Genomic DNA, 24,275 nt, shown 5'->3' with positions numbered 1-24,275 from the left:
CTGAGTCCGCTGCGAGCCTGGCTGACGCACCCTCCTGGCAGTGAGGCAGGCGCTCTCACCACGGCCGCTGGGGCCGGGCCCGCCTGCCGAGCAGCAGGCCGCGCGGTTCAGGGGGCGGTGGTGTGCCGGGGCGCAGCGGCCAGGCGATCAGCATGCCCGCCAGGAAGCCCGCGACGTGCGCCAGATAGGCCACGTCGCCGGCGGCGGAGACGGCCTCTCCGGACGAGTACACGGCCTGGAGGGCGAACCACAGCCCCAGGACGATCCACGCGGGCAGCCTGAGCGGCAGGAAGATCAGGAAGGGCACCAGGACCCAGACGCGGGCCTTCGGGTACAGCACGAGGTAGGCGCCGAGGACACCGGCGATCGCCCCGGAGGCGCCGATCAACGGGGCGCCCGAGTCGGAGTTCGCGAGGGCGAAGGCGTACGCGGACGCGTAGCCGCAGACCGCGTAGAAGAGCAGGAAGCGGATGTGGCCCATGCGGTCCTCGATGTTGTTGCCGAAGATCCACAGGAACAGCATGTTGCCCAGCAGGTGCAGCCAGCTGCCGTGCAGGAACATCGCCGTCAGGACGCTCAGCTCCGGGGACTTGTCGTAGGGCGGCGGGCCGACCACGCAGCCCGCTCCCCGCGGGCCCACGCCGATGTCGCCCGTGGGCACCAGCCGCGGCAGCTGATGGTGGATCAGCTCCTGGGGTACCGCCGCGTAGTGGTCCAGGAACGCCTGGAGGTGGCAGAGCTGGGCCAGACTGCTCTCGCCCGCGAGGGAGCCCGCCAGGCCCGGGGTGCGCAGGAACACGACGAAGTTGGCCGCGATCAGGGCGTACGTCACCCACGGGGTACGCCGCACCGGGTTGACATCGTGAACGGGGATGACCACATCACACCTGTGCCCCGAGCGCCGCCGGTGAATCGGCGGGGCCGGTGAACGCAGCCGTCCGGGCGTGCGTATGTGTCGGCAACCGCCCGCGGCGCGGGGAAGGCGGGTCGCGGGGCCGACGTGAGGATCAGGCGATGAACGACCGAGTTACTCCTCCGATGCACGCGCTGCCGGACGGTGAGGCGGAGCTGACGCTGGTGGTGCGGCTTCCCTGGGAGGACGTGGCGCGCCTCGGCCAGGAGGCCGGGCGGCTGGCGTCCCAGATGCGGCGGCCGGTGACGCTGGAGGAGGCGGTGAGCCATCGGCTGCGTTCGTCGCGGGTGGCCGCGCATGCGAAGCCGGCGGGGGAGCAGCCGCCGGCCGTGACGTCTTCGGCGTCGGTTTCGTCGTTGCCGTCCCGGCCGCCGGCGGAGCAGGCGCGGCAGGCGATCGACCGGATCACCGGCACGGCCGGGACAGCGTAGGGTCTCGCCGCAGGGGCGCGGGTGCGGCTCGTTGTGGCCGTTCGCGCCCACGCGGCGGGCCGCACATCGATACAGCCCCGCGCCCCTGACGCCCGACCGTTCCTTACGAAGAACCGCGCACCTTCGCCGCCGCCTTGCGGGCCGCCACCAGCACCGGGTCCCAGACCGGGGAGAACGGCGGGGCGTAGCCCAGGTCCAGGGTCGTCATCTGTTCCGCCGTCATGCCCGCCGTGAGGGCGACCGCCGCGATGTCGACCCGCTTGCCCGCGCCCTCCCGGCCCACGATCTGGACGCCCAGGAGTCGGCCCGTACGGAGTTCGGCGAGCATCTTCACCGTCATGGGGGAGGCGTTCGGGTAGTAGCCGGCGCGGCTGGTCGACTCGATGGTGACCGCCTCGAAGCGGAGCCCGACGCGGTGGGCGTCCTTCTCGCGCAGGCCCGTGCGCGCGATCTCCAGGTCGCAGACCTTGCTGACCGCCGTGCCGACCACGCCCGGGAACGTGGCGTAGCCGCCGCCGACGTTGGTGCCGATGACCTGGCCGTGCTTGTTGGCGTGGGTGCCGAGGGCGATGTGCCGCTCCTGGCCGGAGACCAGGTCGAGGACCTCCACGCAGTCACCCCCGGCCCAGATGTTCTCGTGGCCGCGCACCCGCATCGAGCGGTCCGTGAGGAGCCCGCCGTGGGTGCCGAGCGGGAGGCCGGCGGCCCTCGCGAGGGCCGTCTCGGGGCGCACGCCGATGCCCAGCACGACCACGTCCGCCGGGAAGTCGCGGTCCTGGGTGGCCACCGCCCTGACCCGGCCGTCGTCCCCCGTGAGGATCTTCGTGACCTCGGCGTCGTTCACCATCGTGATGCCCAGGCCCTCCATGGCCTCGTGCACCAGGCGCCCCATGTCGGGGTCGAGGGTCGACATGGGCTCGCTGCCCCGGTTGACGACCGTCACCTCGTAGCCCCGGCTGATGAGCGCCTCGGCCATCTCCACGCCGATGTAGCCGGCCCCCACGACCACCGCGCGACGGCCACGCGTGCGTGCCAGCGAGTCGAGCAGCTGCTGGCCGTCGTCCAGCGTCTGCACGCCGTGCACCCCGGGGGCGTCCATGCCCGGCATGTCCGGCCGGATCGGCCGGGCCCCGGTCGCGATCACGAGCTTGTCGTACGACGTCCAGGACTCGGCGCCGGAGTCGAGGTCCCGGGCGCGGACCCGCCGCCCGTCGAGGTCGAGCTCCGTGACCTCGGTGCGCAGCCGCAGGTCGATGTCCCGCGCGCGGTGCTCCTCGGGCGTGCGGGCGATGAGCCGGTCCCGGTCGGTGACGTGGCCGCCCACCCAGTACGGGATGCCGCATGCCGAGTACGACGTGAAGTGGCCCCGTTCGAACGCCACGATCTCCAGTTCGTCGGGGCCCTTCAGACGGCGCGCCTGCGAGGCCGCGGACATCCCCGCGGCGTCGCCGCCGATCACGACCAGTCGCTCCCCGCGCGTACGGCTCATGTTCATGCGAACACGCTACGGGAGCAGGGCACTTCAGTCCTCCTCGCCGGACTCCCGGGCAGGGGCGGACTCCGGGGCGCTCCGGGCCACCGGCAACGGGCCCAGCGCGCTCCCGGCGGAACCGGAACCGGGAGCGGAAGCCGATGCGGAAGCGGGTCGCGGGCGGCGCGGCAGGCGGGGCCGTACGACACGCAGCCACAGCAGGACGATCACGGCCGCCACCGCCGCGAACGGCAGGACCGCGCCGAGCACCACCGCGAGCCAGCGCAGCATCGTCACGAACGCGTTCCAGCCGCCCGCGAGCGCGTCCAGGAACCCCGGGTCGCCCTCCTCCTTCTTCTCCGGCTTCTTCACCGGTGTCTCGGACAGCGACAGCGTGATGGTGGCCATGCTCGTGCGGTCCTTCAGGGACGCCTGCCGGGCCAGCAGCGCCTCCAGGTCGGCCTGGCGGGAACTCAGCTCGCCCTCCAGCGTCACCACGTCGCTGAGCTTGGTGGCCCGGTCCATCAGCTCGCGGATCCGGGCCACGCTGGCGCGCTGCGAGGTGATCCGGCTCTCCACGTCCACGACCTGGTCGGTGACGTCCTCCGCCTTCGCGCTGCGGTCGAGGAGCTTGCCCGCGCCCTCCAGCTCGGCGAGGACCTCGTCGTACTTCTCGACGGGCACGCGCAGCACGACCCGGGTGCGTTCGCGGCCCTCCGCGTCCCGGGTGGTGGTCTCGTTGCCGACATAGCCGCCCGCGTTCTCGGTGCGGGTGCGGGCCTCCTCCAGGGCCTTCGGGACGTCCTTGACCTGCACGGTCAGCGAGGCCGTGCGGATGATGCTCGCGGTGAGCTTCGGCGGCGCGGTCGCCCGGGAGCCACTGCGGGCCCCGCTGCCGGTCCCGCTTCCGGCGCTGCCCGGGGCGGCCTCCTTCGCCCCCGCCTCGGGGCCGGCGTAGCCGCGGTCGGCCGCGGTGCTGCCGGCGGAGTCCTCGCCCCCGGCGCTGCACCCCGTGAGGGCGAGGGACGCGGCCAGGAAGAGCGCGGCCAGGGCCGGGACGGGGCGTCGTACGGATCGTCGTGTGCGCATGGGCATCCCCCGCAGGTCGATTCAGCTGTCGCTTCTTCGACGCCCGGGCGGCGCCGGACGTTTGGCCCAGGACGGTTCCGATGCGGTCACGGTCGGGACTCGGCCGGGACACCGGGCCGCGGCGGCGCTGTCAGTGGGGTCTGAGAGGCTGGGGCCATGCGCGAAGTTCAAGCCCGTGCGGGCACGGGGCAGGTCGTCGTCATCGGGGCGGGCATCGCGGGCCTGGCCGCCGCTCACCGGCTGCTGGAGCGCGGGGCGCGGGTGACCGTGCTGGAGGCCTCCGACCGGGTCGGCGGCAAGCTGCTGCCCGGGGAGATCGCGGGCGCGCGCGTGGACCTCGGCGCCGAGTCGATGCTGGCCCGCCGCCCCGAGGCGGTGGCGCTCGCGCGTGCGGCGGGCCTCGCCGACCGCCTCCAGCCGCCCGCGACCGCGACGGCCTCGATCTGGACGCGCGGCGCCCTGCGCCCCATGCCCAAGGGCCATGTCATGGGCGTGCCCGGGACGGCCGCCGCCCTGTCCGGCGTGCTGTCCGACGAGGGCCTCGCCCGCATCGAGCGCGACGCCGAGCTGCCCCGCACGGAGGTCGGCGACGACGTGGCCGTCGGGGAGTACGTGGCGGCGCGCCTCGGCCGCGAGGTCGTCGACCGCCTGGTGGAGCCCTTGCTGGGCGGCGTGTACGCGGGCGACGCCTACCGCATCTCGATGCGCTCGGCCGTGCCGCAGCTCTACCAGGCCGCCCGCTCCCACGCCTCCCTGACGGAGGGCGTCCGCGAGATCCAGGCCAACGCGGCCGCCGCCCGGCAGACCGGCCCGGTGTTCATGGGCATCCAGGGCGGCGTGGGCACCCTGCCGCTCGCCGTGGCGGAGTCGGTCCGCGCCCGCGGGGGCGAGATCCTCACCGGCGCCCCGGTGACGGAGCTGCGCCGAGCGGCCCGGCAGGACGCGGCCGGCGAGGCCTGGCGCGTGATCGCCGGCGACCGGGTGCTGCACGCCGACGCGGTGGTCCTCGCCGTCCCCGCGCCCGCCGCCGCCCGGCTGCTGCGCGCCGAGAGCCCCGGGGCCGCCGCCGAGCTCGACACCGTCGAGTACGCCTCCATGGCCCTGGTCACCCTCGCCTACCGCCGCGCCGGGACGGCCCTGCCCGACGGCAGCGGCTTCCTGGTGCCGCCGGTCGACGGGCGCACCATCAAGGCCTCCACCTTCGCCTCCCGGAAGTGGGGCTGGATCGCCGAGGAGAACCCGGACCTGCTCGTCCTGCGCACCTCCGTCGGGCGGTACGGCGAGACGGACATCCTCCGGCGCGACGACGAAGAGCTGGTGGAGGTGTCCCGGCACGACCTGAAGGCGGCGACCGGCCTGGACGCCACCCCCGTCGCCACCCGCGTCACCCGCTGGGACGACGGCCTGCCCCAGTACCCGGTCGGCCACCACGCGCGCGTGGCCCGTGTCCGGGAGCACGTCGCCCGGCTGCCCGGGCTCGCCGTCTGCGGCGCCCCGTACGACGGCGTCGGCATCCCGGCCTGCATCGCGAGCGCGTACGCCGCCGTCGACCAGATCCAGGGCGACCTGCGCGGTGTGGAGGAACTCACCGCCCACCCGGTGCAGAGCCTGCACGGCGGAGCGGGAGAATGAGGAGCATGAGTGACGACGCCTCCACCACCCCCTCCGGTACCGCGCCCGACCGCATCCCGAACAAGGGCAAGCTGGCCAAGGACCTCAACGAGGTCATCCGCTACACGCTCTGGTCCGTCTTCAAGCTGAAGGACGTGCTCCCCGAGGACCGCGCCGGGTACGCCGACGAGGTCCAGGAGCTGTTCGACCAGCTCGCCGCGAAGGACGTGACGATCCGCGGCACGTACGACGTGTCGGGCCTGCGCGCCGACGCCGACCTCATGATCTGGTGGCACGCGGAGACCAGCGACGCGCTGCAGGAGGCGTACAACCTCTTCCGCCGCACCCGGCTGGGCCGCGCCCTGGAGCCGGTCTGGTCGAACATGGCGCTGCACCGCCCCGCCGAGTTCAACCGCTCGCACATCCCGGCGTTCCTCGCCGACGAGACGCCGCGCAACTACGTGAGCGTCTACCCCTTCGTGCGCTCCTACGACTGGTACCTGCTGCCCGACGAGGACCGCCGCCGCATGCTCGCAGACCACGGCAAGATGGCCCGCGGCTTCCCCGACGTGCGCGCCAACACGGTCGCCTCCTTCTCCCTCGGCGACTACGAGTGGATCCTCGCCTTCGAGGCCGACGAGCTGTACCGCATCGTCGACCTCATGCGCCACCTGCGCGCCTCGGAGGCCCGCCGGCACGTCCGCGAGGAGGTCCCCTTCTTCACGGGCCGCCGCAAGGACATCGCCGAGCTGGTCGCCGGTCTGGCCTGATCAGCGCGCCGCCCCGGCCGTCCCGGCCCGCTCCGGGGCCGCCGGTCGCGGCTCGGCCGCGGGAGCCGGCTTCGGCTCGGCGTGCGGCGCGCACTCCGCGCGCCGCCCCGGCAGCCGGCCCTGCAGCAGATACGCCTCCATGTGCCCGTTGACGCAGGCGTTCGGCCCGCCCGCCAGGCCGTGGGCGCCGGCGTCCCGCTCCGTCACCAGGACCGAGCCCGCGAGACGGCGGTGGAGTTCCAGGGCGCCGTCGTAGGGCGTGGCGGCGTCCCGCTCGGCGGCCAGGATCAGCGTCGGCGGCAGCTCGCCCGGCCCGGCGAAGACGTCCAGCGGCCGCTGCCGGGGCGCCCGCCAGTAGGCGCACGGCAGGTTCGTCCACACGTTGTGCCAGGTCTCGAAGGGCGCCACCCGCGCGAGCCGGGTGTTGTCCCGGTCCCACACCGCCCAGTCCGTCGGCCAGGGCGCGTCGTTGCACTCGACGGCCACGTAGACCGCGCGCGCGTTCTCCGCCTCGGCGGCGGCCTCCGGATGCCGGGCCGCCTGCTCGACCAGCGGCCCGGGGTCGCCCTTCAGATACGCCGACAGCGCGTGCGCCCGGTGCGGCCACTGGTCGTCGTAGTACCCGGCCTGGAGGAACGCCCCCTGCAACTGGCCCGGTCCGACCTTCCCGCCCGCGGGTTCGGCGGCCAGCCGTGCCATCGCCCGCTCGTAGCTGCGCCGCACCTCCCGCGCGGTCCTGCCCAGCCCGTACACGGCGTGGTGCCGGGCGATCCACCTCCGGAAGTCGAGCCAGCGGCCCTCGAACGCCGCCGACTGGCCGAGGTTGTTGCGGTACCAGATCCGCTCCGGGTCGGGGTCGACGGCCGAGTCGAACACCATCCGCCGTACGTGCGCGGGGAACAGCGTCGCGTAGAGGGCGCCGAAGTACGTGCCGTACGACGAGCCGAGGAAGGTCAGCCGCTCCTCGCCGAGCGCGGCGCGCAGCACGTCGAGGTCGCGGGCGTTGTTCAGCGAGTGGTAGTGCCGCAGCGCCTCGCCGGCCCGCTCGGCGCAGCCGCGCGCATACGCCCGCGCCTGCGCGATCCGTTCCTTCTTGTACGCCTCGGAAGGATGTGTCGGCGCCTGCGTGGGCCCCTTGAAGAACTGCTTCGGGTCCGTGCAGGACAGCGGCGCCGAACGGCCCACCCCGCGCGGGGCGTAGCCGACGAGGTCGTACGCGGCCGCGATCCGCTTCCACTCCGGGAGCAGCCCGATGAGCGGGAAGTACAGCCCGGTGGCGCCCGGTCCGCCGGGGTTGTACACGAGGGCGCCCTGCCGGGGGACCTCGCGCGTGCCGTGGTGCGGGTCCTTGCGCGTGGCCCGGGCCCGGCTGACGGTCAGTTCGATCTGCCTGCCGTCCGGGCGGGCGTAGTCCAGCGGGACGGTCACCGTGCCGCAGCGCATGCTGCCCGGCAGGTCCTGCGCGTCCGGGCACGGGCCGAAGTCGACACCGGCCGCCTTGGCGCGGGCCGCGGCCACGGCGGTGCCGCGCATCTCGGCCGCCCCCGACCGGTCCGCTGCGGCGCCCGGGGCGGCATCGGGGGCGGCGGTGAGGGCGCTCAGCAGCAAGGACCCGGCGGCCGAGTAGAGGAGGGCGGCTCTCATCGCGTATCCCTTCGGTGCACGGTGGCGACGGAAGGGATGCTTCGTCCGGCGGAGGGGGAAGGCAAGCACTGTCCGCCGGTGTCGGCGCCAATGCCCCGAGTGCGCCCCCGGTCTGTCAGTCGTGCGCCTCGCGGTGCGTGAAGGCGGCGCGCAGGTCCGGTTCGCCGATCGCGCTGACGCCGCGCACGGCCACGGAGGTGAGGTACGTACGGTCGTCGGCGGCGCCGTCCGCGTCCCGGGTCAGCGCGCCGAGCAGCCGCTGACCGGTCGGGGAGGCCCAGCGCGAGTACGGGTGGATCTCGATCCGCGCGACCGCCAGGCAGCTCAGGGCCAGGGCGAGCGGCAGCGCGAACCACAGGGCGACCAGGTGCCGCGGCATGTCCGGCGAGAGGGGCGTCAGCAACGCGGCCCCGCCCAGCCCGAGGACGGCGAGCGCCGCCCCGCGCACCTGCCGGACCGCCGCCGCGACCGTCGTACGGGCGCTGTCCGGCACCGCCAGGCCCGCGCGCACCAGCCCGTCGGCGATCCCGCGCACCGCGTCCGCCGCGGCGGCGGTGGTCCGCACCGGCGCGATACGGGACTGCCCCTCGGGGCCGATGGCCCCTATGACCGACCGCTCCATCTCGTCCCGCCCGCGCGGATCGACGACCGTCGCCCAGCCGGTGTGCGCCAGGAGCAGACGGCGCTGGCGCGCCATGGCGACGAGCGTCACGTCGGCGACCCGCCGGGGGCCGCCGGAGAGGAACGCGGCCTCGTACAGCGTGAGTTCACGGACGCGGCCGGTATCCGCGTCGATGGCCGCGGCACGCACGGCCGCCAGGCACAGGCGCGTGCACGCCGTGCCAGCCACGGCCCAGGCGGCCAGCAGGAAAAGAACCCAGAGCATATGTTGTTTGTATGTGACACGGTCGTGAAAGCACCATGCCTCGTTCACGATCCGGACGGAGTGTTGTCGGTATGTGACGTTCCGCTTCACCGCTCCGGGGGCGGGCTGTAGGCGGGCGGCGGGAGCGGATAGGTCGAGCCGGGGAGCGGGCCGGCGGGCGGGACCGGGGCCGCAGGCGCGGACGTGCTCTGGCCGGCCAGGTCGCGGGCCACCGAGTCGAAGTCGACGTAGCCCGTGGCCTCCAGGACCTTGATGTGGTCGAGGACGGTGGTGTTGGCGTCGTCGGCGAGTTGCCGCACGAGGGAGTTGCGGGTGCTCGCGCGGACCTGCGCGACGACCGAGAACACCCTGCCGTGGGCGATGCGCAGGATGTTGGCGAACCGGCGGTCGTACTCCGCGCCCCGCGCCGCGTCCAGGGTGGCCAGCCACTGCTTCTGCTCGTCGCTGGGCTCCTCGGGCAGGGCGAGGTCCAGCCGGGAGGCGACGTCGAGGACCCGCTCGTCCAGGAACCGGTGCCCCTCGACGAGGTGCCGGCCCGCCGTCCGGACGGCCGGCGTGGTCCCCTTCGCCCGCGCCTGCCGCCCCGCGGGCAGCTCCCACAGCCCGGCCAGCCGCACCTTGACGAGGAATTCCTGGTCGAGGGCGGACAAGGGCCCGTAACTCGTCTGCAGTGTCTGGGCGCTGAGCACGCTCGGTGCCGCTCCCGGCCGGTCGGTGAAGGACCAGAGGGAGAAGACCAGCGCGGCGAGCGTCGCCGTCAGGCACGTGACGATGAGCCCGGTGCCGCTGACGATGCCTCGGCCCTTGACGGGGGGTCGCGGTCGCATGGTGGTGCCTCCTGGTACGGCACCGCACGCTAGTGCGCTTCGGGTGCGGAGTTGACATGTTACTGGGCGGTCTACGTCAACTGCCGTACAGAACCAAAGGGTGGCATCGGGGGCAGGGCGGGACGATTGGGGGAGACGCGAAGGGGGACTCGCCGGGCGCCGTCGGGCCGATCGGCCCGGGCCGGAAGCGAAGGAGGCCTCGCGGTGGATGAGCTGTACATCGACGGTACGGGGACAGCGGTGGCGGCCGGCGGGCGCCGGGACGTGATCAACCCCTACGACGCGTCCGTCGTCACCACCGTCGACGAGGCCGACGCCACCGACGTGGACCGCGCCGTGCGCGCCGCCCGCCGCGCCTTCACCGAGGCGCGCGGGGTGACCGTCGTTTGACGACTGCCCGACCGCGGTCCGACGGCCGCCGTCGACGAGGGCGAACGCGGCCGACGGGAGCCGAGCGCGGCCGGCGAGGGTGAGCGCGGTACGGCCGGCCTGCGGTGAGGCTCCAGCCACGCCTCGGACGTCACGTCCTCAACGCCGGAGCAGTGCCCTGCGTGTGGCGTGGGCCAGGCGGTGGGTGGGGCGCTGGGAGCGTGGGGTGGGGCCCGAGCGCTCCTGCCACCACTGGCGCAGGGCCCGCCGTACCCGGGCGTCCTGAGGCCGTCCTGCGTGCAGCAGGTGCTCGGCGAAGGTGAGGGCGTCGCGGCGGTAGCCGCCGGTCATCGGATGGGTCTGGGCGTAGCCGAGGAACGCCGGGCGGTAGTCCGCCCCGAGGATCTCCGGCAGTTCGGGCGCGACCTTCGCCACGACGTCGGCCCGCTTCGCGGCGAGCGCCCGCGCCTGGACGCCGACCCGCACCCGGTCGAACCCCTCGGGCACGGGCGTCCCGGCGACCAGCGCCGACAGCAGCGCGGCCTGCGCGAGCCCGAGCCGCTGCCGGGCGGCACCGGCGTCCTCCGGGTGGGGCAGGCCGGAGGCGCCCCGTGTCGCCCCGGCCGCCCCGGTCTCGTCGCCCTCCCGCGATGCCCCGGGCAGGTCCGTCTCCCCTCGGACGGCCGCCCGGCCCGCCGAACGGAGTTCCGTCTTCACGCGCTCGACGGCTCCCGCCTCCAGGGCCCGCCGGATCGCGGCCAGCTCGCCCTCCAGCTCGGCCGGTTCGGGGAAGTTCTCGTCGCGTTCCAGGAGGACACCCGGCGGGGACACGCGGGAGGCGAGGTCGGTCAGGATGTCGAGGACCGGCGCGGGCACGGGGTGGGCGTGGCTGTCGTGCCAGACGCCGTCGCGCTCGAAGCCGCCCGCGACATGGACGTACGCGATGGCCTCCAGCGGCAGCTCGGCGAGGGCCTTGGCCGGGTCCTCGCCGCGGTTGACGTGGTTGGTGTGCAGGTTGGCCACGTCGATGAGGAGGCGGACGCCCGTGCGGTCGGCCAGCTCGTACAGGAACTGGCCCTCCGTCATCTCCTCGCCCGGCCAGGAGATCAGCGCGGCGATGTTCTCCACGGCCAGCGGCACGGGCAGCGCCTCCTGCGCGATGCGCACGTTCTCGCACAGCACGTCGAGGGCGTCCCGGGTCCGGGGGACGGGCAGCAGGTGACCCGCCTCCAGGCGCGGGGACGCGGTCAGGGCGCCGCCCGCCCGTACGAACGCGATGTGCTCGGTGACCAGCGGCGAACCCAGCGCCTCCACCCGCTCGGTGAGCGCGGCCAGGCGGCCCTCGTCGGGCCGGTCCGCGCCGCCGAGACCGAGCGAGACGCCGTGCGGCACGACCGTGATGCCGCGCTCGCGCAGCCGCCGCAGCGACTCGGGCAGATGCCCGGGGCAGACGTTCTCGGCCACCGCCTCGACCCAGTCGATGCCCGGCATGCGCTCCACGGCGTCCGCGATCTCCGGTCGCCACCCGATGCCCGTCCCCAGTCGCTCCATCGTCCCCTCCTCCGCACGGCGCGATCCTCGAACGTGAGGGGGGTATGGCCCAGCCGCCCGCCCGCGAACCCCGCGGGGGGCGCCTTCAGAGCAACATTTGAGGTTCGGCCCCACCGACGGAGGCGCCGGGCTCGCGCCGCCCCCCGATGCGTCGTAGACCGGACCTATGCGCGAAGGCAGCGAGCAGGCGCACCGCCCCGCGCGGAAGCAGCGACCGGAGCCGGGGGCTCCGGCCGCGGTCCGTCGGCTGTGGGCCGGTGCCGGGGCGCTGGTCGTGGCCGTCGGCGCGGCCTACTTCCTGTTCCCCCTGGAGGGGCTCGGCGCCGACCGCCCCTGGCTGGGCTGGCCGCTGTTCGTGCTGTGCCTCGCACTGGTCGCCGCGCTGCTGCTGCGCCAGGTGCGCGACGTCGTGCTGGAGAAACCGCACACCCGCTCGGGCCTCATGATCGCGCTGCTGATGTGCCTGGCCGTGCTGGTCTTCTCGTCCGGCTACTACGCACTCGCCCAGCAGCCGGGCCAGTTCACGGGCCTGCGCACCCGCGTCGACGCGCTGTACTTCACCGTCGTCACACTGGCGACCGTCGGCTACGGCGACATCACCCCGCGCGGGCAGGAGGCCCGCGTGGTGACCGTCGTGCAGATCCTGTACACGCTCGTGTTCCTCACGGCGGCGGCCACGGCGCTGACGCGCCGGCTGCACACGGTCGTCGCCGCGCGCGACCGGCGCCCGCCGCCGTCCTGACGGACCCCGGGCGGCGCCTACATCGCGCGGGTGGAGCGGTAGTTGAACACCGACCACAGAACGAACAGGCCGGTCACGATCATGATGATCGACCAGAACGGCTGGTACGGCAGCCACATGAAGTTCGCGATCAGCGCCAGTCCGACCACGACCGCGCCCACCATCCGGGCCCAGGTCGCCCCGCTGAACAGGCCGAACCCGGCCACCACCACGAGCACGCCGACGACCAGGTGGATCCAGCCCCACGCGGTCAGGTCGAACTCGAAGACGTAGTCGCCGAAGCTCGTGTACACCTCGTCGTCGGCGATCGCCGTGATGCCCTGGAGCACCGCGAAGAGGCCGTAGACGACCATCAGGGTGCCGCCGAGAGCGAGGCCCCCGGCCGCCCACGTGTCGCCGGGACCGCCCGGGCCGCGGTCGCCGGGCGACCGGTCGTCGGGGGCGGGCGGGGCGGGGGGAGGGGGCGCGGCGCTGGTCATGGCTGCCTCCTGGGTCGAGGTTGTCCGGTAACCCCACTGGAGCACCCGTCCACGCCCGGCGCGCCCGCGGCTACTCCGAACGGGTGGCCGCCGGGCCGCCGCTCCGGTACGGCTCCCGGCGCAGCGCCGGGTGGTCCGCGACGACCGTGCACGAGCCGGGCGCGATCTCCGTGAACCCCGCGTCGCGGACCAGCGGCAGCCCGGAGCCGGTCAGTGCGGACCAGCGGGCCGGGTCGGCCGTCCGTACGGCGAGCGGGAAGCCCGCCTCCTGCCAGGCGGTCCGCTCCGCGTCGGACAGCTCCCACCAGGCCAGTTGGGCGGCGTGCCCCGCCTGGGCCATCGCCTTGCCGGCCGACATGCCGAGGTCGGGGTTCAGCCACAGCACGGCGGCGGCCGAGTCGGCGTCCAGCGGCGGTTCCGGGTCGTCCAGGTCGGTGCCGGAGACCTGGAGCCGGGCGAGGTCCTTGGGCCAGCCGTCGAGCGGGACGGGCGGGTAGACCCGCACCTCGGCCGACTTGCCGGTGACCGTGATGCCGGGCAGGGCCTCGGCCCGCCGCCACTCGGCGCCCCGGGCCCGCCGCACCACCTTGCGGATCCGGGCGTCCTGCCAGTCCCGCATCGCCCCCGCCCACGCGCCCTCGCCGGCCGACCGCTCGTCGCCCAGGATCGTCAGCACGGCCCGGGCGGCCGTCTCCAGCGCGTCCGTGCGCGCCGGCGGGGCACCCCGCTCGATCCGCACGACCAGCGGCAGCACGAACTGCGGCGCCGTGTCGCGCGCCGAGGGCTCGGACCGGAAGGGGCTGTCACTCACGGGTGTGGGGTCTGCGCTCACGGCTCCCAGTGTGCCAGCCGGAAGATCGCCCGGACCGGGCCCGTCCCCGCCGGTCAGCCCGAGCAGGACGTGCGTTCCGCCTCCCGCCACTCGCAGACCGGGCAGAGCGTGATGCCCCGGTACGACTCCGGGTACTCCGTCGGCTCCCGGCACAGCACGCACTCCGCGTACGGAGGTCCGTCCGCCCGGGGCGGCCTCGCCGCGTCGATCAGGCAGTAGTCGTCCTCGCTCATATGTCCAGCGTAGGACGGCCAGGGCCGATCGCCCACGGCCGGGCAACGGGCGTCGTGGGGGCGCAGGCGGCACCCGGCCGTCAGATGTCCCGCTGCTCCAGCGGCTTGGTCGCCGGGCCCTGGATCACCTTGCCGTCGGTGTCGAAACGGGAGCCGTGGCAGGGGCACTCCCAGGCGCGCTCGGCGCTGTTGAACGCGACCAGGCAGCCCAGGTGGGTGCAGCGGGCGGAGACGGCGTGCAGGGCGCCGTCGTCGTCCCGGTAGACCGCGAGGCGGTGGCCGTCGGCGCGGACCACGGCGCCCTCGCCGGGCGGCAGGGACTCCACCGGCGGTGAGGGCCGCAGCCGGTCGCCCACGAAGTGCCCGGCGACCTTGGCCTGGGTCTTGAGGAACGACGGCGCCTCACGCACGGCGGGCTTCAGCCGGCGCGGGTCGTACAGCCCGCTCCACGCGCACTCCTCGCCGGTGATCTGCGCGGCGAGGAGGCGGCCCGCCATCATGCCGCCGCTCATGCCCCAGCCGCCGAAGCCGGTGGCCACGTAGGCGTGCCGGGCGCCCGGGTGCAGGGGGCCGACCATCGGCACGGTGTCGGTCGGGTCGTTGTCCTGCGTGGCCCAGCGGTGGGTGACGTCCAGGTCGGGGAAGTGCTCGGTGGCCCAGGCGGTGAGGTGCTCGAAGCGGGCGCGCGGGTCGCCCGTGCCGGGCGTGAAGTGCTCGCCCGTGACGATGAGCAGGCGCCGGTCTCCCTCGTGGGGCGCGGTGCGCACCGAGCGGATGCCCTCGTCGGGCGTGATGAACATGCCGTCCGGGTCCTGCTCCGCCGGGATCGTCCCGGCGACCACCAGCTCGCGGCGCGGGGACAGCCGGGTGAAGAGCAGGGCCCGGTCGAAGATCGGGTAGTGCGTCGCGACGACCACGTCCCGGGCCCGGACCGTCGCCCCGGTGGTGGTCGACAGCCGGCACGGCTCGCCCTCGTCCAGGCCGAGGACGGTGGTGTCCTCGAAGATCCGCCCGCCGCGTCCGGCCAGGTCGGCGGCGAGGGCCAGCAGGTACTTGCGCGGGTGGAACTGGGCCTGCCCGGTGACCCGGACCGCGCCCGCCACCGGGAAGGGCAGCCCGGTCTCCGCCACGAACGAGGCGGGCAGCCCGGCCTCGGCGGCGGCCCGTGCCTCGGCGCGCAGTTCGTCGACCCGGCCCGGATCGCAGGCGTACGTGTAGGCGCTCCGGGTCTCCCAGTCGCAGTCGATGCCCAGCTCCTCGACGATCCCGGCGGCGCGCTCGATCGCCTCGGACTGCGAACGGGCGTACAGCCGGGCGCCCTCGGGGCCGCGGGTGCGCCGCAGCTTGTCGTAGACGAGCGTGTGCAGGGCGGTGACCTTGGCGGTGGTGTGCCCGGTGACCCCGGCCGCGACTCGCCCGGCCTCCAGCACCGCCACGCTGCGGCCGGCCCGCGTCAGCTCCCACGCCGTGCACAGCCCGGCGATCCCGCCGCCGATCACCGCCACGTCGACATCCAGGTCCTCCGCCAGCGCGGGGTGGTGGCCGTCCGGGGCGGTCTCAAGCCAGTACGAGCTGCTGACCTGCTGCTTCTCGCTCATGGGCCACCGAGTACCCCCGTGCGACCGCTTCAGTGTCCGGCATGCCCACCGAGCAGGGGGACCGGCGTTCAGGACTGCCGCAGCAGCCGCTTCCGGCACTCCGCCACGTCGAAGTCCGGCTCCGGATACCGCGGGTCCAGCTCCCGCAGCCGCTCCAGGGCGATCTCGTAGGCCTCCTGGTAGGCGGGCCACAGGGCGCGGTCGTCGATGTCGGACGGCGCGAACTTCCAGCGCTTCTCCGGCCTGTCGAGGCGCTTGAGCAGCCGGCGGCGCTGCTCCTCGCAGGAGAGGTGCAGGAAGTACTTGACCAGGGTCACGCCGTCGTCGGCGAGGCCGCGGACGCGGGCCACGAGGACGTCCTCGTAGTGCGAGCGGTCGAAGATGCCCAGTTCGCCGGGGAGCGGAAGCGCCTTCTCGACGCGCCACGGGAAGGGGTGCGCGCGCTCCTCGGCGGTGGGCGCCCGGAACGCGGTGATCCGGCAGCCGGACGGGTTGAGCAGCCCGATGACGTGCTTGACCGTGCCGCCCTTTCCGCTGGTGTCCATGCCCTGCAGGACCAGCAGGACGCGGCGCCGGTCGCCCGCGGTGCTCGCGGCCCACAGCCGTTCCTGGAGGCCGGCGAGGCGCTCGCCGATCCTGGCCGTGGCGGCCTTGCCCGCCGCTTTGCCGTCCGGGCCGCCGGGGGTGGCGGCGGCGTCCTGGGCGGACAGGTCGACCGGCTCGCCGACGGGGACGCGCAGCCGCTTCCGCAGTGAGGTCCTGTCCTTCCGCACCGCCGGGCCCCCTTCCGATGCCTGTGCCTCGATGGTCCGGCGGGGCGCCGGGTCGCGCACCCGGCGCCCCGCCGGCAGCGGCTTCGCGCCTACCGGCGCCAGGGGCCCGTCACCGCGAACGTGGTGCCGGGCCGGTAGCAGTTGACGTACATCGTGTCGCCGTCGGGGGAGAAGGCCACCCCGGCGAACTCACCCCACTCGGGCTCCTCCGGGGTGCCGATGTTCTGGCGGTTGCGGGCCATCGCGTACACCTCGCCGCGCCGGGTCACGCCGTACAGGTGCTGGGCGCCCTCGCCGTCCTCGCAGACCATGAGGCCGCCGCTGGGGGCCAGGCAGATGTTGTCCGGCGACTCGCCCGGCAGTTGCACGTCGGTGTCCGGCCCGAAGACGATCACCAGGGTCAGCCGCCGCCGGTCCGGGTCGTAGCGCCAGACCTGCCCGAAGTGGTCCGCCGCCGAGCCCTCCGCGCTGCGGGCGAAGGACGACACGAAGTACACCGACCGGCCGCCCCAGTAGCAGCCCTCCAGCTTCTGCGCGTGCGTGATGCCCCGGCGGCCGAAGTCCTGCAGCCGGATCGGCGTCCGCGCCGCCTGCGGGTCCGGTACGTCCACCCACTCGACGCCGTCGAACGCGGCGCCGGTCTCCTGGATCGAGGACAGGTCCGGTACGCCGGGCACGCGCATGGCCTGGAGCCGGCCGCCCGCGCGCAGCGAACCCCGGCCGCCCAGCGGCCGGTCCGGCAGGAAGCGGTAGAAGAGGCCGAACGGCTTCTGGAAGGCGTCCTCCGTCTCGTACACCACGCCCCGCCGCGGGTCGACGGCGATCGCCTCGTGCTGGAAGCGGCCCATCGCGGTCAGCGGCACGGCTCCGGTGCGGCGCGGGTCGACCGGGTCGACCTCGAAGATGAAGCCGTGGTCCTTGGCGTAGCCGTTGGTGCCCGCCTTGTCCTCGGTCTCCTCGCAGGTCAGCCAGGTGCCCCACGGGGTGGGCCCGCCCGCGCAGTTGACGGCCGTGCCGGCGATCGCGACGCGTTCCGACAGGACGTGGTTGCGGGAGTCCAGCGTCAGGGCCGTGCAGCCGCCCTTGCCCGCCGGGTCGTACGTGAGGCCCTCGACCACCGGGACCGGGACCTTGCCGTCGGCGCGGTTCTCGTGGTTGCGGACCAGGTGGACCCGGCCGCCTCTGCCCGCGAAGGCCGACATGCCGTCGTGGTTGGAGGGGACCTTGCCCTCGCCGGAGCGGAGCGGGTCGCCCTCGCGGGAGAGGACCCGGTAGCAGAAACCTTCCGGCAGGTCGAGCAGTCCCTTCGGGTCGGGGACGAGCGGGCCGTAGCCGGTGCGGCCGAGGTCCTGTGCGGCGGCGGTACCGGCGAAGAGTTCGGACAGGGCACCGGAGAACGCGATCCCGATGCCCAGGGCGCCTGCCCCGGCGAGGGCCTCACGTCGTGTGGCGGAACGACCGGTCGTGGTCATGCGGAAACCTTCCTGCTGGCGGACAGGAACTGTGATCCCGCTGTGTCTACCACCTGGCGCGGATGGCGTGAACCACGCGCGTAGCACGCGTCACTGCTCCACGGCGTGCCGCAGCTCCTCCAGGGCCTCCTTGGCCTGTGCCGCGTCGGCGACGGCGTGTTCGGCGGAGTCGGCGACGGCGTGTTCCGGGGAGGTCTGCCGGCGGGCCTCGGGGCCCCTCTCCAGGAACCGGAGCAGCTCCACCGGGATGGGCAGCACCAGCGTGGAGTTCTTCTCCGCCGCCACGGCCATCACGGTCTGCAGCAGCCGCAGCTGGAGCGCCGAGGGCGTGTCCGCCATCTGGTGGGCGGCCTGGGCCAGCTTCTTCGAGGCCTGGTACTCCGCGTCGGCGTTGATCAGCCGGGCCCGCCGCTCGCGGTCGGCCTCGGCCTGGCGGGCCATGGAGCGCTTCATGGTGTCCGGCAGGGACACGTCCTTGATCTCCACGCGGTCGATGGTCACGCCCCATTCCACGGCCGGGCTGTCGATCATCAGCTCCAGGCCCTGGTTGAGCTTCTCCCGGTTGGACAGCAGGTCGTCCAGCTCGCTCTTGCCGATGATCGAGCGCAGGGAGGTCTGCGCCATCTGCGAGACGGCGAAGCGGTAGTCCTCGACGTTGACGACCGCGGCCGCCGGGTCCACGACCTTGAAGTACACCACCGCGTCGACCCGCACGGTCACGTTGTCGCGGGTGATGCCCTCCTGGGCGGGGATGGGCATGGTCACGATCTGCAGGTTGACCTTGCGCATCCGGTCGACGGCCGGGACGACGAGGTTGAACCCGGGCCGCCGCACCTCCCCGTGCAGGCGCCCGAGCCGGAAGACGACCCCGCGTTCGTACTGCTTGACGACCCGTGCCGCCGCGGCCAGATACATCAGGCCGCCGGCGCCGACCGCCGCCACCGCCCCGATCAGCTCTTCGACCATGCCGACCTCCCCGTCCAGAGGTCCCGTTTCGTCTGTTCCTGTAACGATATGCCTGGATCAGGGTGTGGGGCCATGCCCTGGGACCGGGAGGGCCGGACGCACGAGGGCCGGGGCGCGCATGGTGTGCGCGCCCCGGCCCTGATGGTGCCGCCTGTTCGTGGTCCGGCTAGGCGGCGGTGACCTTCTCGCCCTCCGGCGACGCCTCGGACTCCGTGACCTTCACCGGCTCGGTGCCCGTCGCGCTGTGGCGTTCGGCCCAGCTCTCCAGGGCCGTACGGCAGGCGTGGTCGAGGTGGTGCAGGCCCGACAGGTCCAGCTCGACCGGGCGGTCCTGGGGCAGCGCCTCCAGGCTGTCGAGGATCTTCGGCAGCCGCAGGAAGGTGGCGTTGCCCGCCAGGTACACCTGGATCGGACCGGCGCCCTTGTCGATGACCTCCAGCTTGACGTGCGAGGCCTCCCAGGCGGTCTTGACGACCGACAGGGCCAGACCGATGAGCACGCCCTCGAACATGTTGACCGCGACGATCGACACGGCCGTGACGACCAGGATGAGCGCCTCACCCTTGTGCGCCCGCCACAGCGCCGTGATCTGGCGGAACGGGATCAGCTTGAAGCCGGCGTGCACCAGGATGCCCGCCAGGGCGGGGATCGGGATCAGGGCCAGGGCCCACGGCATCGCGGCGGCGAAGAGCAGCAGCCAGACGCCGTGCAGCACCCGGGACGCCTTGGTCTTGGCGCCCGCGCTCACGTTGGCGGAGCTGCGCACGATGACCGCGGTCATCGGCAGCGCGCCGAGCAGACCGCACAGGGTGTTGCCCGCGCCCTGGGCGATCATCTCCTTGTTGTACTCGGTGCGCGGACCGTCGTGCAGCCGGTCCACGGCGGCCGCGCTGAACAGGGACTCGGCGGAGGCGATCAGCGCGAAGGCGATGATGGTGCCCCAGATGGCCGGGCTGGCCAGCTCGCCGAAGGCGTCGGCCCCGGGCACCTGGATGACGCCGAGCAGACCCTCCACCTGGACGGTGGCGACCGGCAGGCTGAAGGCGAGCGCGGCGACCGTCGCCAGGACGACCGCGGCGAGGGCGCCGGGCACGGTCTGGACGGCCTTGGGCAGCTTCTTCCACAGCACGATGACGGCGATGGTGCCCGCGCCGATCGCGAGGGAGGTCAGGGCCGTGGTGTTGCCGAGGGCGTCGGCGAACGCCCCGGGCAGGCCCGCGATCTTGCCGATCCCGGACTCCGGGGCCTTCAGGCCCGCCGCCGCGTAGATCTGCCCGGCGATGATCACCAGGCCGATGCCGCAGAGCATGCCCTCGACCACGGACACGGATATCGCCCGGAACCAGCGGCCTATCCCGAAGAAGCCCATGGCGAGCTGGAGCAGACCGGCGAACAGCACGATCACGCCGAGCGTGGCCACCCCGAACTCGCTGACGGCCTCGAAGACCAGCACGGTGAGACCGGCGGCGGGCCCGGAGACCTGAAGGCTGCTGCCGCGCATCATCCCGGTGACGATGCCGCCGACGATGCCGGTGATCAGACCCAGCTCCGCGGGGACGCCGGAGGCGACCGCCACGCCGACGCACAGCGGCACGGCGACCAGGAAGACGACGATCGAGGCGAGGAAGTCCTGCCTCAGGTAAGGGAACTTGGACAGCATGGTCACCAGCCCCCTCAGAGCGTCTCGAACGTGTCGGACTGCGCGCGGTGTTCCCGCACGACGCCGGTGTGGATCTCGTAGTACCAGCCGTGCAGCTGGAGTTCACCCGCCTCGAGGCGCTTCTCGATGCACGGGTAGGAACGCAGCCGCTCCAGCTGGGCGAGGACGTGGTTCTGCACGGCCTCGGCGACCGTCGGGTCGGCGGGGTCGGAGCACTTGGGCTCGTCACAGGCGTGCGCGAGCCAGTCGCGCACGGCGGGTACTGCGGAGAGGTCGTCGTGGCGCACGACCGCGCCGACGGCGCCGCAGTGGGAGTGGCCGCAGACCACGATGTGCTGGACGCCGAGCACCTGCACGGCGTACTCGATCGTGGCCGCCTCACCGGTGGGGGTGGTGGAGGCGTACGGCGGGACGACGTTGCCCGCGGTGCGCAGCTCGAAGAGCTCGCCGGGACGGGCGCCCGTGATCAGGGCCGGTACGACCCTGGAGTCGGCGCAGGTGATGAACAGGACCTCGGGGGACTGTCCCTTGGCGAGGTGGGCGAACTCCTCAGGGCGCTGTCCGAACATGCGGGCGTTGTCGATGAGGGGCTGCATGATGTGGTGACTCCTCCTGGCGCGCGTGGGGGCGCGTCGGACGGGCATGACAGAGGTGGGGGGTACTGCTCTGATGCTCAGCAGCGGAAGACCTGCAGTGCTGCCGGCGTGTGCGACGCCGAGGATCTCGACGTGCGTTGGTGCGCGGTGCCGTGTCTGACCGAGTCGTCTGCCGTCGGCTGGATGTGCCTCAGCAGCGGCCGCTCGGGCGCTGAGGGCGCGGAGTCGGCGGCGTGGGACCGGTCGCGGGTCCGCAGGGGACCGGTCGGGCCCCCGTGGTGACCGGCGCGGCATGTGGCGATCTCGTCGCGCAGTGCCTTGCCGGAGAACTTGGTACCGGGGCGCGAGGACTTGCCGGAGGGCTTGGTTCCGGGCTGAGCCTTGGCCTCGGCTTGACTGGGCGTGTGCGCGGATGCGAAGGATGCCGTCGGTGCGAAGAACTGAAGGGCGAGCAGGACGCCGGCGAGGAGCGAAACCACGGTCCGTGCCTTCGTACCTCGGAACATGCGCCCCCCTTCAGGTGATTGACACGTCTAGCGCTGACCAACTGTTGGTCAATGGCTGGTCAAGAAACACGTTAACCCTGCAAAGCCATTTGCAGGGTTAACTTAACGTTTCAAGCTGAAGAGAGCCTGAAAACCGTAGGCACGGTGGCTGGAAACAGTCCTTGCGGTACGGCAGTCGGCGCGGTATTGGGTTGTGGTTACCGGGCGTTCGCCAGGTTTCCCGCGTCGCGGGCCAGGGCGGTGAGCCGGGAGATGGCCCGGAAGTACTTCTTGCGGTAGCCGCCGTTCAGCATCTCCTCGCTGAACAACTGGTCGAAGGGCAGGCCGGAGGCCATGACGGGCACTTCGCGGTCGTAGAGCCGGTCCGCGAGGACGACGAGCCGCAGCGCCGTCGACTGGTCGGGAACCGGCCGCACTCCGGTGAGGCACACCGCCTTGATCCCGTCGGTCAGAGCGCCGTACCGGCTGGGGTGGACCCGGGCGAGATGCGCCAGGAGGGGCGAGAACGCGTCGAGGGAAGCGCCCTCGGTGGCGTGCGCCGTCCGCGTCACCTGTTCGTCGGAGTAGGGCGGCGGTGCCTCGGGCAGGCCGCGGTGGCGGTAGTCCTCGCCGTCGATGCGCAGGGCGCGGAAGTGCGCCGACAGGCCCTGGATCTCGCGCAGGAAGTCGGCCGCGGCGAACCGGCCCTCGCCGAGCTTGCCGGGCAGCGTGTTCGAGGTGGCGGCGAGCGCGACGCCCGCGTCGACGAGCTTGCCGAGCAGGGTGGAGACCAGGACGGTGTCGCCCGGGTCGTCGAGCTCGAACTCGTCGATGCACAGCAGGCGGTGGCCGGAAAGGGTCTGCACGGTCTGCTGGAACCCGAGGGCGCCGACCAGGTTGGTCAGCTCCACGAACGTGCCGAACGCCTTGAGCGCGGGCTCGGCCGGGGTGGCGTGCCAGAGGGAGGCCAGCAGGTGCGTCTTGCCGACGCCGTAGCCGCCGTCGAGGTAGACGCCGCGTGGACCGGAGGGGGCCTTCTTCGCCGGCCTGCCGAAACCGAACAGCCGCCGCCTGCCCGAGCCGGCCGGCCCGCCGAGCCCCGCCGCGAAGCCCTCCAGGACCTCGACGGCCTCGGTCTGGCTCGGCTGGTTCGGATCGGGTAGGTACGTGCTGAACCGCACGGAGTCGAACCGCGGCGGCGGCACCATCTCGGCCACCAGCCGGTCCGCGGGGACGTGCGGCTCACGCGCGCACAGGGAGAGCGGGGCCGCGTCGGTCATGGGGCCGGTACCGGAGGGAGCGGGGGAAGAGGACACGGTTCACCATGCTACGGCGCGTGGAACACTGCACGGCATGCGACGTCTGTTCCCTGTGACCGATGAAACAGCAGCTCCGGCCCCGGGCGGCGAGCCCGGTGAGGGCGCCGCGGGGCGGGAGTGGAGCCTCGCCGAGCTGGCCGCCGCGTACGCCTATCCAGAGCCGGGGCCCGGGCGGTCCGGTCCGTATCTGCGGGCCAACATGGTCTCCACGCTGGACGGGGCCGCCCAGCACGACGGCCGGTCGCAGCCCATCTCCAACGCGACCGACATGCGGATCTTCGGCACGCTGCGGGCCCTGGCGGACGTCGTGGTCGTCGGGGCGGAGACGGTGCGCCGGGAGGGGTACCGGCCGGCCCGCGCGCGGGACGACTTCGCGGCGCTGCGGGAGGCGGCCGGGCAGGCGCCCGCCCCCGCGATCGCGGTCGTCACCGCCAGCCTCGACCTCGACTTCTCGCTCCCGCTGTTCACCTCGCCCCTGGTGCCCACCCTGGTCCTCACGGGCGCCGCGGCCGCCCCGGACCGCGTCGCCACCGCGGAGAAGTCGGGCGCGCGGGTCGTGATCGCCGGGGACGGCATCGGCGTGGACCCCGTCCGCGCCGTCCAGGCCCTCGCCGGCCTCGGCCACACCCGGCTGCTGACCGAGGGCGGCCCGCGGCTGCTGGGCCAGCTGGTGGCGGCCGGCGTGCTCGACGAGCTGTGCCTGACCGTCTCCCCGATGCTCACGGCGGGTGACGCGCAGCGCATCGCCGGGGGGCCCGCCGTCACGGTCCCGCACCGCTTCACACTGCTGTCGATGCTGGAGGAGGACGGTTTCCTCTTCACGCGGTACGGGCGGCACGGGGGGCCCGGGGGGCCTGATCACTGAACCGGCGGCGGCGGGGTACATGAGGGCACACTGGATCCGGCTGTACCCGTGCGAACGCGGGGCAGGATGGTTTCCGCAGGGCCGGCGCGGCCCACGGACGAGTGGGGCCGCGGGCCCCCGGAGCAGAAGGGGCGCCTGGTGTTCACAAGCGTATTGATGATCGAGAAGGCCCTGACGTCCGCCGACGTGGAGTTCGTCACGACCTTGCACGGGGAGGAGCCGGTCTCCTTCGAGGTGCTGCTCCAGCCGCGGGGCGAGCAGGCGGACCGGCTGCTGCGGGCCATCGACGACGTCGCCCTCGGTGAACTGGACGAGGCCGTGCGGGAGGGGGAGACGCCGGAGGGGGAGGAGGCGCTGAGCGTGGGGCAGCGGGCGCTGGAGGTGTCCCTCGCCGCGCTGCGGGCCTCCGGGAGCCGGGCCGAGGGGCGGTTGATCGAGGATCATCCGCTGGACGCGCTGAAGTCGCTGGTGGAGGAGGTCGACGCGGACGAGGTCATCGTGCTGACCGATCCCCACTACGTGGAGGAGTTCTTCCATCGGGACTGGGCTTCCCGGGCTCGGCACAAGGTGGGGGTGCCGGTGCTGAAGCTGTTCTCGCACAGCAAGGCGTGACGGTCGGCGGTGTCAACGTCTGTAAACGCTTCGGCATAGGCTGTGCCGCTGAACGTTCCGCACACCCACAGGGAGACACGC

25 protein-coding genes are annotated in these 24,275 nt (G+C 73.5%); 7 read left to right on the top strand and 18 right to left on the bottom strand.

Features of this window, described 5'->3' with window-relative positions; genetic code table 11:
- Positions 1-55: 55 nt before the first annotated feature.
- Positions 56-880 (bottom strand): rhomboid family intramembrane serine protease, encoded by an 825-nt coding sequence (locus ABZ386_RS14170; RefSeq protein ID WP_355717932.1) that lies wholly within the window; start codon positions 878-880, stop codon positions 56-58.
- Between the two features lie 134 nt (positions 881-1,014).
- Here ABZ386_RS14170 and ABZ386_RS14165 point away from each other — a divergent pair, with 134 nt between their 5' ends.
- A complete protein-coding gene (locus ABZ386_RS14165; RefSeq protein WP_114255892.1) occupies positions 1,015-1,344 on the top strand; it encodes a hypothetical protein in 330 nt (109 codons plus the stop codon).
- 103 nt (positions 1,345-1,447) lie between these two features.
- On the opposite strand, the gene ABZ386_RS14160 is transcribed toward ABZ386_RS14165, so the two are convergent.
- Positions 1,448-2,839 carry an FAD-dependent oxidoreductase gene (locus tag ABZ386_RS14160; RefSeq protein WP_358964820.1) on the bottom strand — a complete coding sequence of 464 codons (1,392 nt, stop codon included), beginning with the start codon at positions 2,837-2,839 and terminating at the stop codon, positions 1,448-1,450.
- Positions 2,840-2,866: 27 nt separating this feature from the next.
- Positions 2,867-3,904, bottom strand: a complete 1,038-nt coding sequence (locus ABZ386_RS14155; protein ID WP_358964819.1) for a DUF4349 domain-containing protein — start codon at positions 3,902-3,904, stop codon at positions 2,867-2,869.
- Between the two features lie 156 nt (positions 3,905-4,060).
- Between ABZ386_RS14155 and hemG the strand changes: the two genes are divergently transcribed.
- Entirely contained in the window at positions 4,061-5,536 is a 1,476-nt protein-coding gene (gene hemG, locus ABZ386_RS14150; protein WP_358964818.1) for a protoporphyrinogen oxidase, read from the top strand.
- A gap of 5 nt (positions 5,537-5,541) precedes the next feature.
- On the top strand, positions 5,542-6,285 hold the full coding sequence (gene hemQ, locus ABZ386_RS14145; RefSeq protein WP_351334584.1) for a hydrogen peroxide-dependent heme synthase: 744 nt from the start codon (positions 5,542-5,544) through the stop codon (positions 6,283-6,285).
- On the opposite strand, the gene ABZ386_RS14140 is transcribed toward hemQ, so the two are convergent.
- The 3 genes from ABZ386_RS14140 to ABZ386_RS14130 form a co-directional block, all read right to left on the bottom strand.
- Positions 6,286-7,929 carry an alpha/beta hydrolase gene (locus ABZ386_RS14140; RefSeq protein WP_356615405.1) on the bottom strand — a complete coding sequence of 548 codons (1,644 nt, stop codon included), beginning with the start codon at positions 7,927-7,929 and terminating at the stop codon, positions 6,286-6,288.
- Between the two features lie 115 nt (positions 7,930-8,044).
- Entirely contained in the window at positions 8,045-8,815 is a 771-nt protein-coding gene (locus tag ABZ386_RS14135; RefSeq protein ID WP_351334589.1) for a TIGR04222 domain-containing membrane protein, read from the bottom strand.
- Between the two features lie 86 nt (positions 8,816-8,901).
- Complete coding sequence (locus tag ABZ386_RS14130; protein ID WP_351334591.1) at positions 8,902-9,642, bottom strand: DUF4142 domain-containing protein; 741 nt, start codon at positions 9,640-9,642, stop codon at positions 8,902-8,904.
- Positions 9,643-9,846: 204 nt separating this feature from the next.
- Between ABZ386_RS14130 and ABZ386_RS14125 the strand changes: the two genes are divergently transcribed.
- Positions 9,847-10,032 (top strand): aldehyde dehydrogenase family protein, encoded by a 186-nt coding sequence (locus tag ABZ386_RS14125; RefSeq protein ID WP_351334594.1) that lies wholly within the window; start codon positions 9,847-9,849, stop codon positions 10,030-10,032.
- Between the two features lie 138 nt (positions 10,033-10,170).
- On the opposite strand, the gene ABZ386_RS14120 is transcribed toward ABZ386_RS14125, so the two are convergent.
- Positions 10,171-11,562 carry a DUF692 domain-containing protein gene (locus ABZ386_RS14120; protein ID WP_358964817.1) on the bottom strand — a complete coding sequence of 464 codons (1,392 nt, stop codon included), beginning with the start codon at positions 11,560-11,562 and terminating at the stop codon, positions 10,171-10,173.
- Between the two features lie 166 nt (positions 11,563-11,728).
- Between ABZ386_RS14120 and ABZ386_RS14115 the strand changes: the two genes are divergently transcribed.
- On the top strand, positions 11,729-12,304 hold the full coding sequence (locus tag ABZ386_RS14115; protein ID WP_358964816.1) for a potassium channel family protein: 576 nt from the start codon (positions 11,729-11,731) through the stop codon (positions 12,302-12,304).
- 17 nt (positions 12,305-12,321) lie between these two features.
- Here the strand turns inward: ABZ386_RS14115 and ABZ386_RS14110 are convergent, their stop codons facing one another.
- From ABZ386_RS14110 to zapE, 11 genes are all read right to left on the bottom strand, one after another.
- Positions 12,322-12,783, bottom strand: a complete 462-nt coding sequence (locus ABZ386_RS14110; RefSeq protein WP_351334600.1) for a hypothetical protein — start codon at positions 12,781-12,783, stop codon at positions 12,322-12,324.
- Between the two features lie 70 nt (positions 12,784-12,853).
- Positions 12,854-13,615, bottom strand: a complete 762-nt coding sequence (locus ABZ386_RS14105) for a peptidyl-tRNA hydrolase (RefSeq protein ID WP_358964815.1) — start codon at positions 13,613-13,615, stop codon at positions 12,854-12,856.
- Positions 13,616-13,668: 53 nt separating this feature from the next.
- The gene (locus ABZ386_RS14100) at positions 13,669-13,848 is read right to left on the bottom strand and encodes a hypothetical protein (protein ID WP_114255905.1); all 180 of its coding nucleotides are present in this window, start codon (positions 13,846-13,848) and stop codon (positions 13,669-13,671) included.
- 80 nt (positions 13,849-13,928) lie between these two features.
- Positions 13,929-15,446 carry an FAD-dependent oxidoreductase gene (locus ABZ386_RS14095; RefSeq protein ID WP_351334606.1) on the bottom strand — a complete coding sequence of 506 codons (1,518 nt, stop codon included), beginning with the start codon at positions 15,444-15,446 and terminating at the stop codon, positions 13,929-13,931.
- 68 nt (positions 15,447-15,514) lie between these two features.
- Positions 15,515-16,219, bottom strand: coding sequence for a polyphosphate kinase 2 family protein (locus ABZ386_RS14090; RefSeq protein WP_358964814.1), 705 nt, complete (start codon positions 16,217-16,219; stop codon positions 15,515-15,517).
- An 89-nt stretch (positions 16,220-16,308) separates the two neighbouring features.
- Positions 16,309-17,691, bottom strand: coding sequence for a PhoX family protein (locus ABZ386_RS14085; protein WP_358964813.1), 1,383 nt, complete (start codon positions 17,689-17,691; stop codon positions 16,309-16,311).
- A gap of 90 nt (positions 17,692-17,781) precedes the next feature.
- Entirely contained in the window at positions 17,782-18,657 is an 876-nt protein-coding gene (locus ABZ386_RS14080) for a slipin family protein (protein ID WP_351334614.1), read from the bottom strand.
- Between the two features lie 166 nt (positions 18,658-18,823).
- The gene (locus ABZ386_RS14075; protein ID WP_358964812.1) at positions 18,824-20,317 is read right to left on the bottom strand and encodes a SulP family inorganic anion transporter; all 1,494 of its coding nucleotides are present in this window, start codon (positions 20,315-20,317) and stop codon (positions 18,824-18,826) included.
- Between the two features lie 14 nt (positions 20,318-20,331).
- Positions 20,332-20,913 carry a carbonic anhydrase gene (locus ABZ386_RS14070; RefSeq protein ID WP_351334620.1) on the bottom strand — a complete coding sequence of 194 codons (582 nt, stop codon included), beginning with the start codon at positions 20,911-20,913 and terminating at the stop codon, positions 20,332-20,334.
- A 77-nt stretch (positions 20,914-20,990) separates the two neighbouring features.
- A complete protein-coding gene (locus ABZ386_RS14065) occupies positions 20,991-21,419 on the bottom strand; it encodes a hypothetical protein (RefSeq protein ID WP_114255911.1) in 429 nt (142 codons plus the stop codon).
- A 197-nt stretch (positions 21,420-21,616) separates the two neighbouring features.
- A complete protein-coding gene (gene zapE, locus ABZ386_RS14060) occupies positions 21,617-22,714 on the bottom strand; it encodes a cell division protein ZapE (RefSeq protein ID WP_351334624.1) in 1,098 nt (365 codons plus the stop codon).
- 37 nt (positions 22,715-22,751) lie between these two features.
- On the opposite strand from zapE, the gene ABZ386_RS14055 reads away from it, so the two are divergent.
- Both ABZ386_RS14055 and ABZ386_RS14050 read left to right on the top strand, forming a co-directional pair.
- Complete coding sequence (locus ABZ386_RS14055; protein ID WP_358964811.1) at positions 22,752-23,582, top strand: pyrimidine reductase family protein; 831 nt, start codon at positions 22,752-22,754, stop codon at positions 23,580-23,582.
- A 138-nt stretch (positions 23,583-23,720) separates the two neighbouring features.
- A complete protein-coding gene (locus ABZ386_RS14050) occupies positions 23,721-24,194 on the top strand; it encodes an indole-3-glycerol phosphate synthase (protein ID WP_198678320.1) in 474 nt (157 codons plus the stop codon).
- Positions 24,195-24,275 lie beyond the last annotated feature (81 nt).

It is taken from the genome of Streptomyces sp. NPDC006140 (genome assembly GCF_040628815.1).
Taxonomy (GTDB): Bacteria; Actinomycetota; Actinomycetes; order Streptomycetales; family Streptomycetaceae; genus Streptomyces.
The sequence above is the reverse complement of the archived record's forward strand: the minus strand, read 5'-3'. Positions and strand labels throughout refer to the sequence as shown.

What these genes read in the sequence shown, in the direction of transcription:
- ABZ386_RS14165 (WP_114255892.1), top strand. Translation starts at nt 1,015, where the DNA reads ATGAACGACCGAGTTACTCCTCCGATGCACGCGCTGCCGGACGGTGAG.
- ABZ386_RS14160 (WP_358964820.1), bottom strand. Translation starts at nt 2,839, where the DNA reads ATGAACATGAGCCGTACGCGCGGGGAGCGACTGGTCGTGATCGGCGGC.
- ABZ386_RS14155 (WP_358964819.1), bottom strand. Translation starts at nt 3,904, where the DNA reads ATGCGCACACGACGATCCGTACGACGCCCCGTCCCGGCCCTGGCCGCG.
- hemG (WP_358964818.1), top strand. Translation starts at nt 4,061, where the DNA reads ATGCGCGAAGTTCAAGCCCGTGCGGGCACGGGGCAGGTCGTCGTCATC.
- hemQ (WP_351334584.1), top strand. Translation starts at nt 5,542, where the DNA reads ATGAGTGACGACGCCTCCACCACCCCCTCCGGTACCGCGCCCGACCGC.
- ABZ386_RS14140 (WP_356615405.1), bottom strand. Translation starts at nt 7,929, where the DNA reads ATGAGAGCCGCCCTCCTCTACTCGGCCGCCGGGTCCTTGCTGCTGAGC.
- ABZ386_RS14135 (WP_351334589.1), bottom strand. Translation starts at nt 8,815, where the DNA reads ATGCTCTGGGTTCTTTTCCTGCTGGCCGCCTGGGCCGTGGCTGGCACG.
- ABZ386_RS14130 (WP_351334591.1), bottom strand. Translation starts at nt 9,642, where the DNA reads ATGCGACCGCGACCCCCCGTCAAGGGCCGAGGCATCGTCAGCGGCACC.
- ABZ386_RS14120 (WP_358964817.1), bottom strand. Translation starts at nt 11,562, where the DNA reads ATGGAGCGACTGGGGACGGGCATCGGGTGGCGACCGGAGATCGCGGAC.
- ABZ386_RS14115 (WP_358964816.1), top strand. Translation starts at nt 11,729, where the DNA reads ATGCGCGAAGGCAGCGAGCAGGCGCACCGCCCCGCGCGGAAGCAGCGA.
- ABZ386_RS14110 (WP_351334600.1), bottom strand. Translation starts at nt 12,783, where the DNA reads ATGACCAGCGCCGCGCCCCCTCCCCCCGCCCCGCCCGCCCCCGACGAC.
- ABZ386_RS14100 (WP_114255905.1), bottom strand. Translation starts at nt 13,848, where the DNA reads ATGAGCGAGGACGACTACTGCCTGATCGACGCGGCGAGGCCGCCCCGG.
- ABZ386_RS14095 (WP_351334606.1), bottom strand. Translation starts at nt 15,446, where the DNA reads ATGAGCGAGAAGCAGCAGGTCAGCAGCTCGTACTGGCTTGAGACCGCC.
- ABZ386_RS14085 (WP_358964813.1), bottom strand. Translation starts at nt 17,691, where the DNA reads ATGACCACGACCGGTCGTTCCGCCACACGACGTGAGGCCCTCGCCGGG.
- ABZ386_RS14080 (WP_351334614.1), bottom strand. Translation starts at nt 18,657, where the DNA reads ATGGTCGAAGAGCTGATCGGGGCGGTGGCGGCGGTCGGCGCCGGCGGC.
- ABZ386_RS14075 (WP_358964812.1), bottom strand. Translation starts at nt 20,317, where the DNA reads ATGCTGTCCAAGTTCCCTTACCTGAGGCAGGACTTCCTCGCCTCGATC.
- ABZ386_RS14070 (WP_351334620.1), bottom strand. Translation starts at nt 20,913, where the DNA reads ATGCAGCCCCTCATCGACAACGCCCGCATGTTCGGACAGCGCCCTGAG.
- ABZ386_RS14065 (WP_114255911.1), bottom strand. Translation starts at nt 21,419, where the DNA reads ATGTTCCGAGGTACGAAGGCACGGACCGTGGTTTCGCTCCTCGCCGGC.
- ABZ386_RS14055 (WP_358964811.1), top strand. Translation starts at nt 22,752, where the DNA reads ATGCGACGTCTGTTCCCTGTGACCGATGAAACAGCAGCTCCGGCCCCG.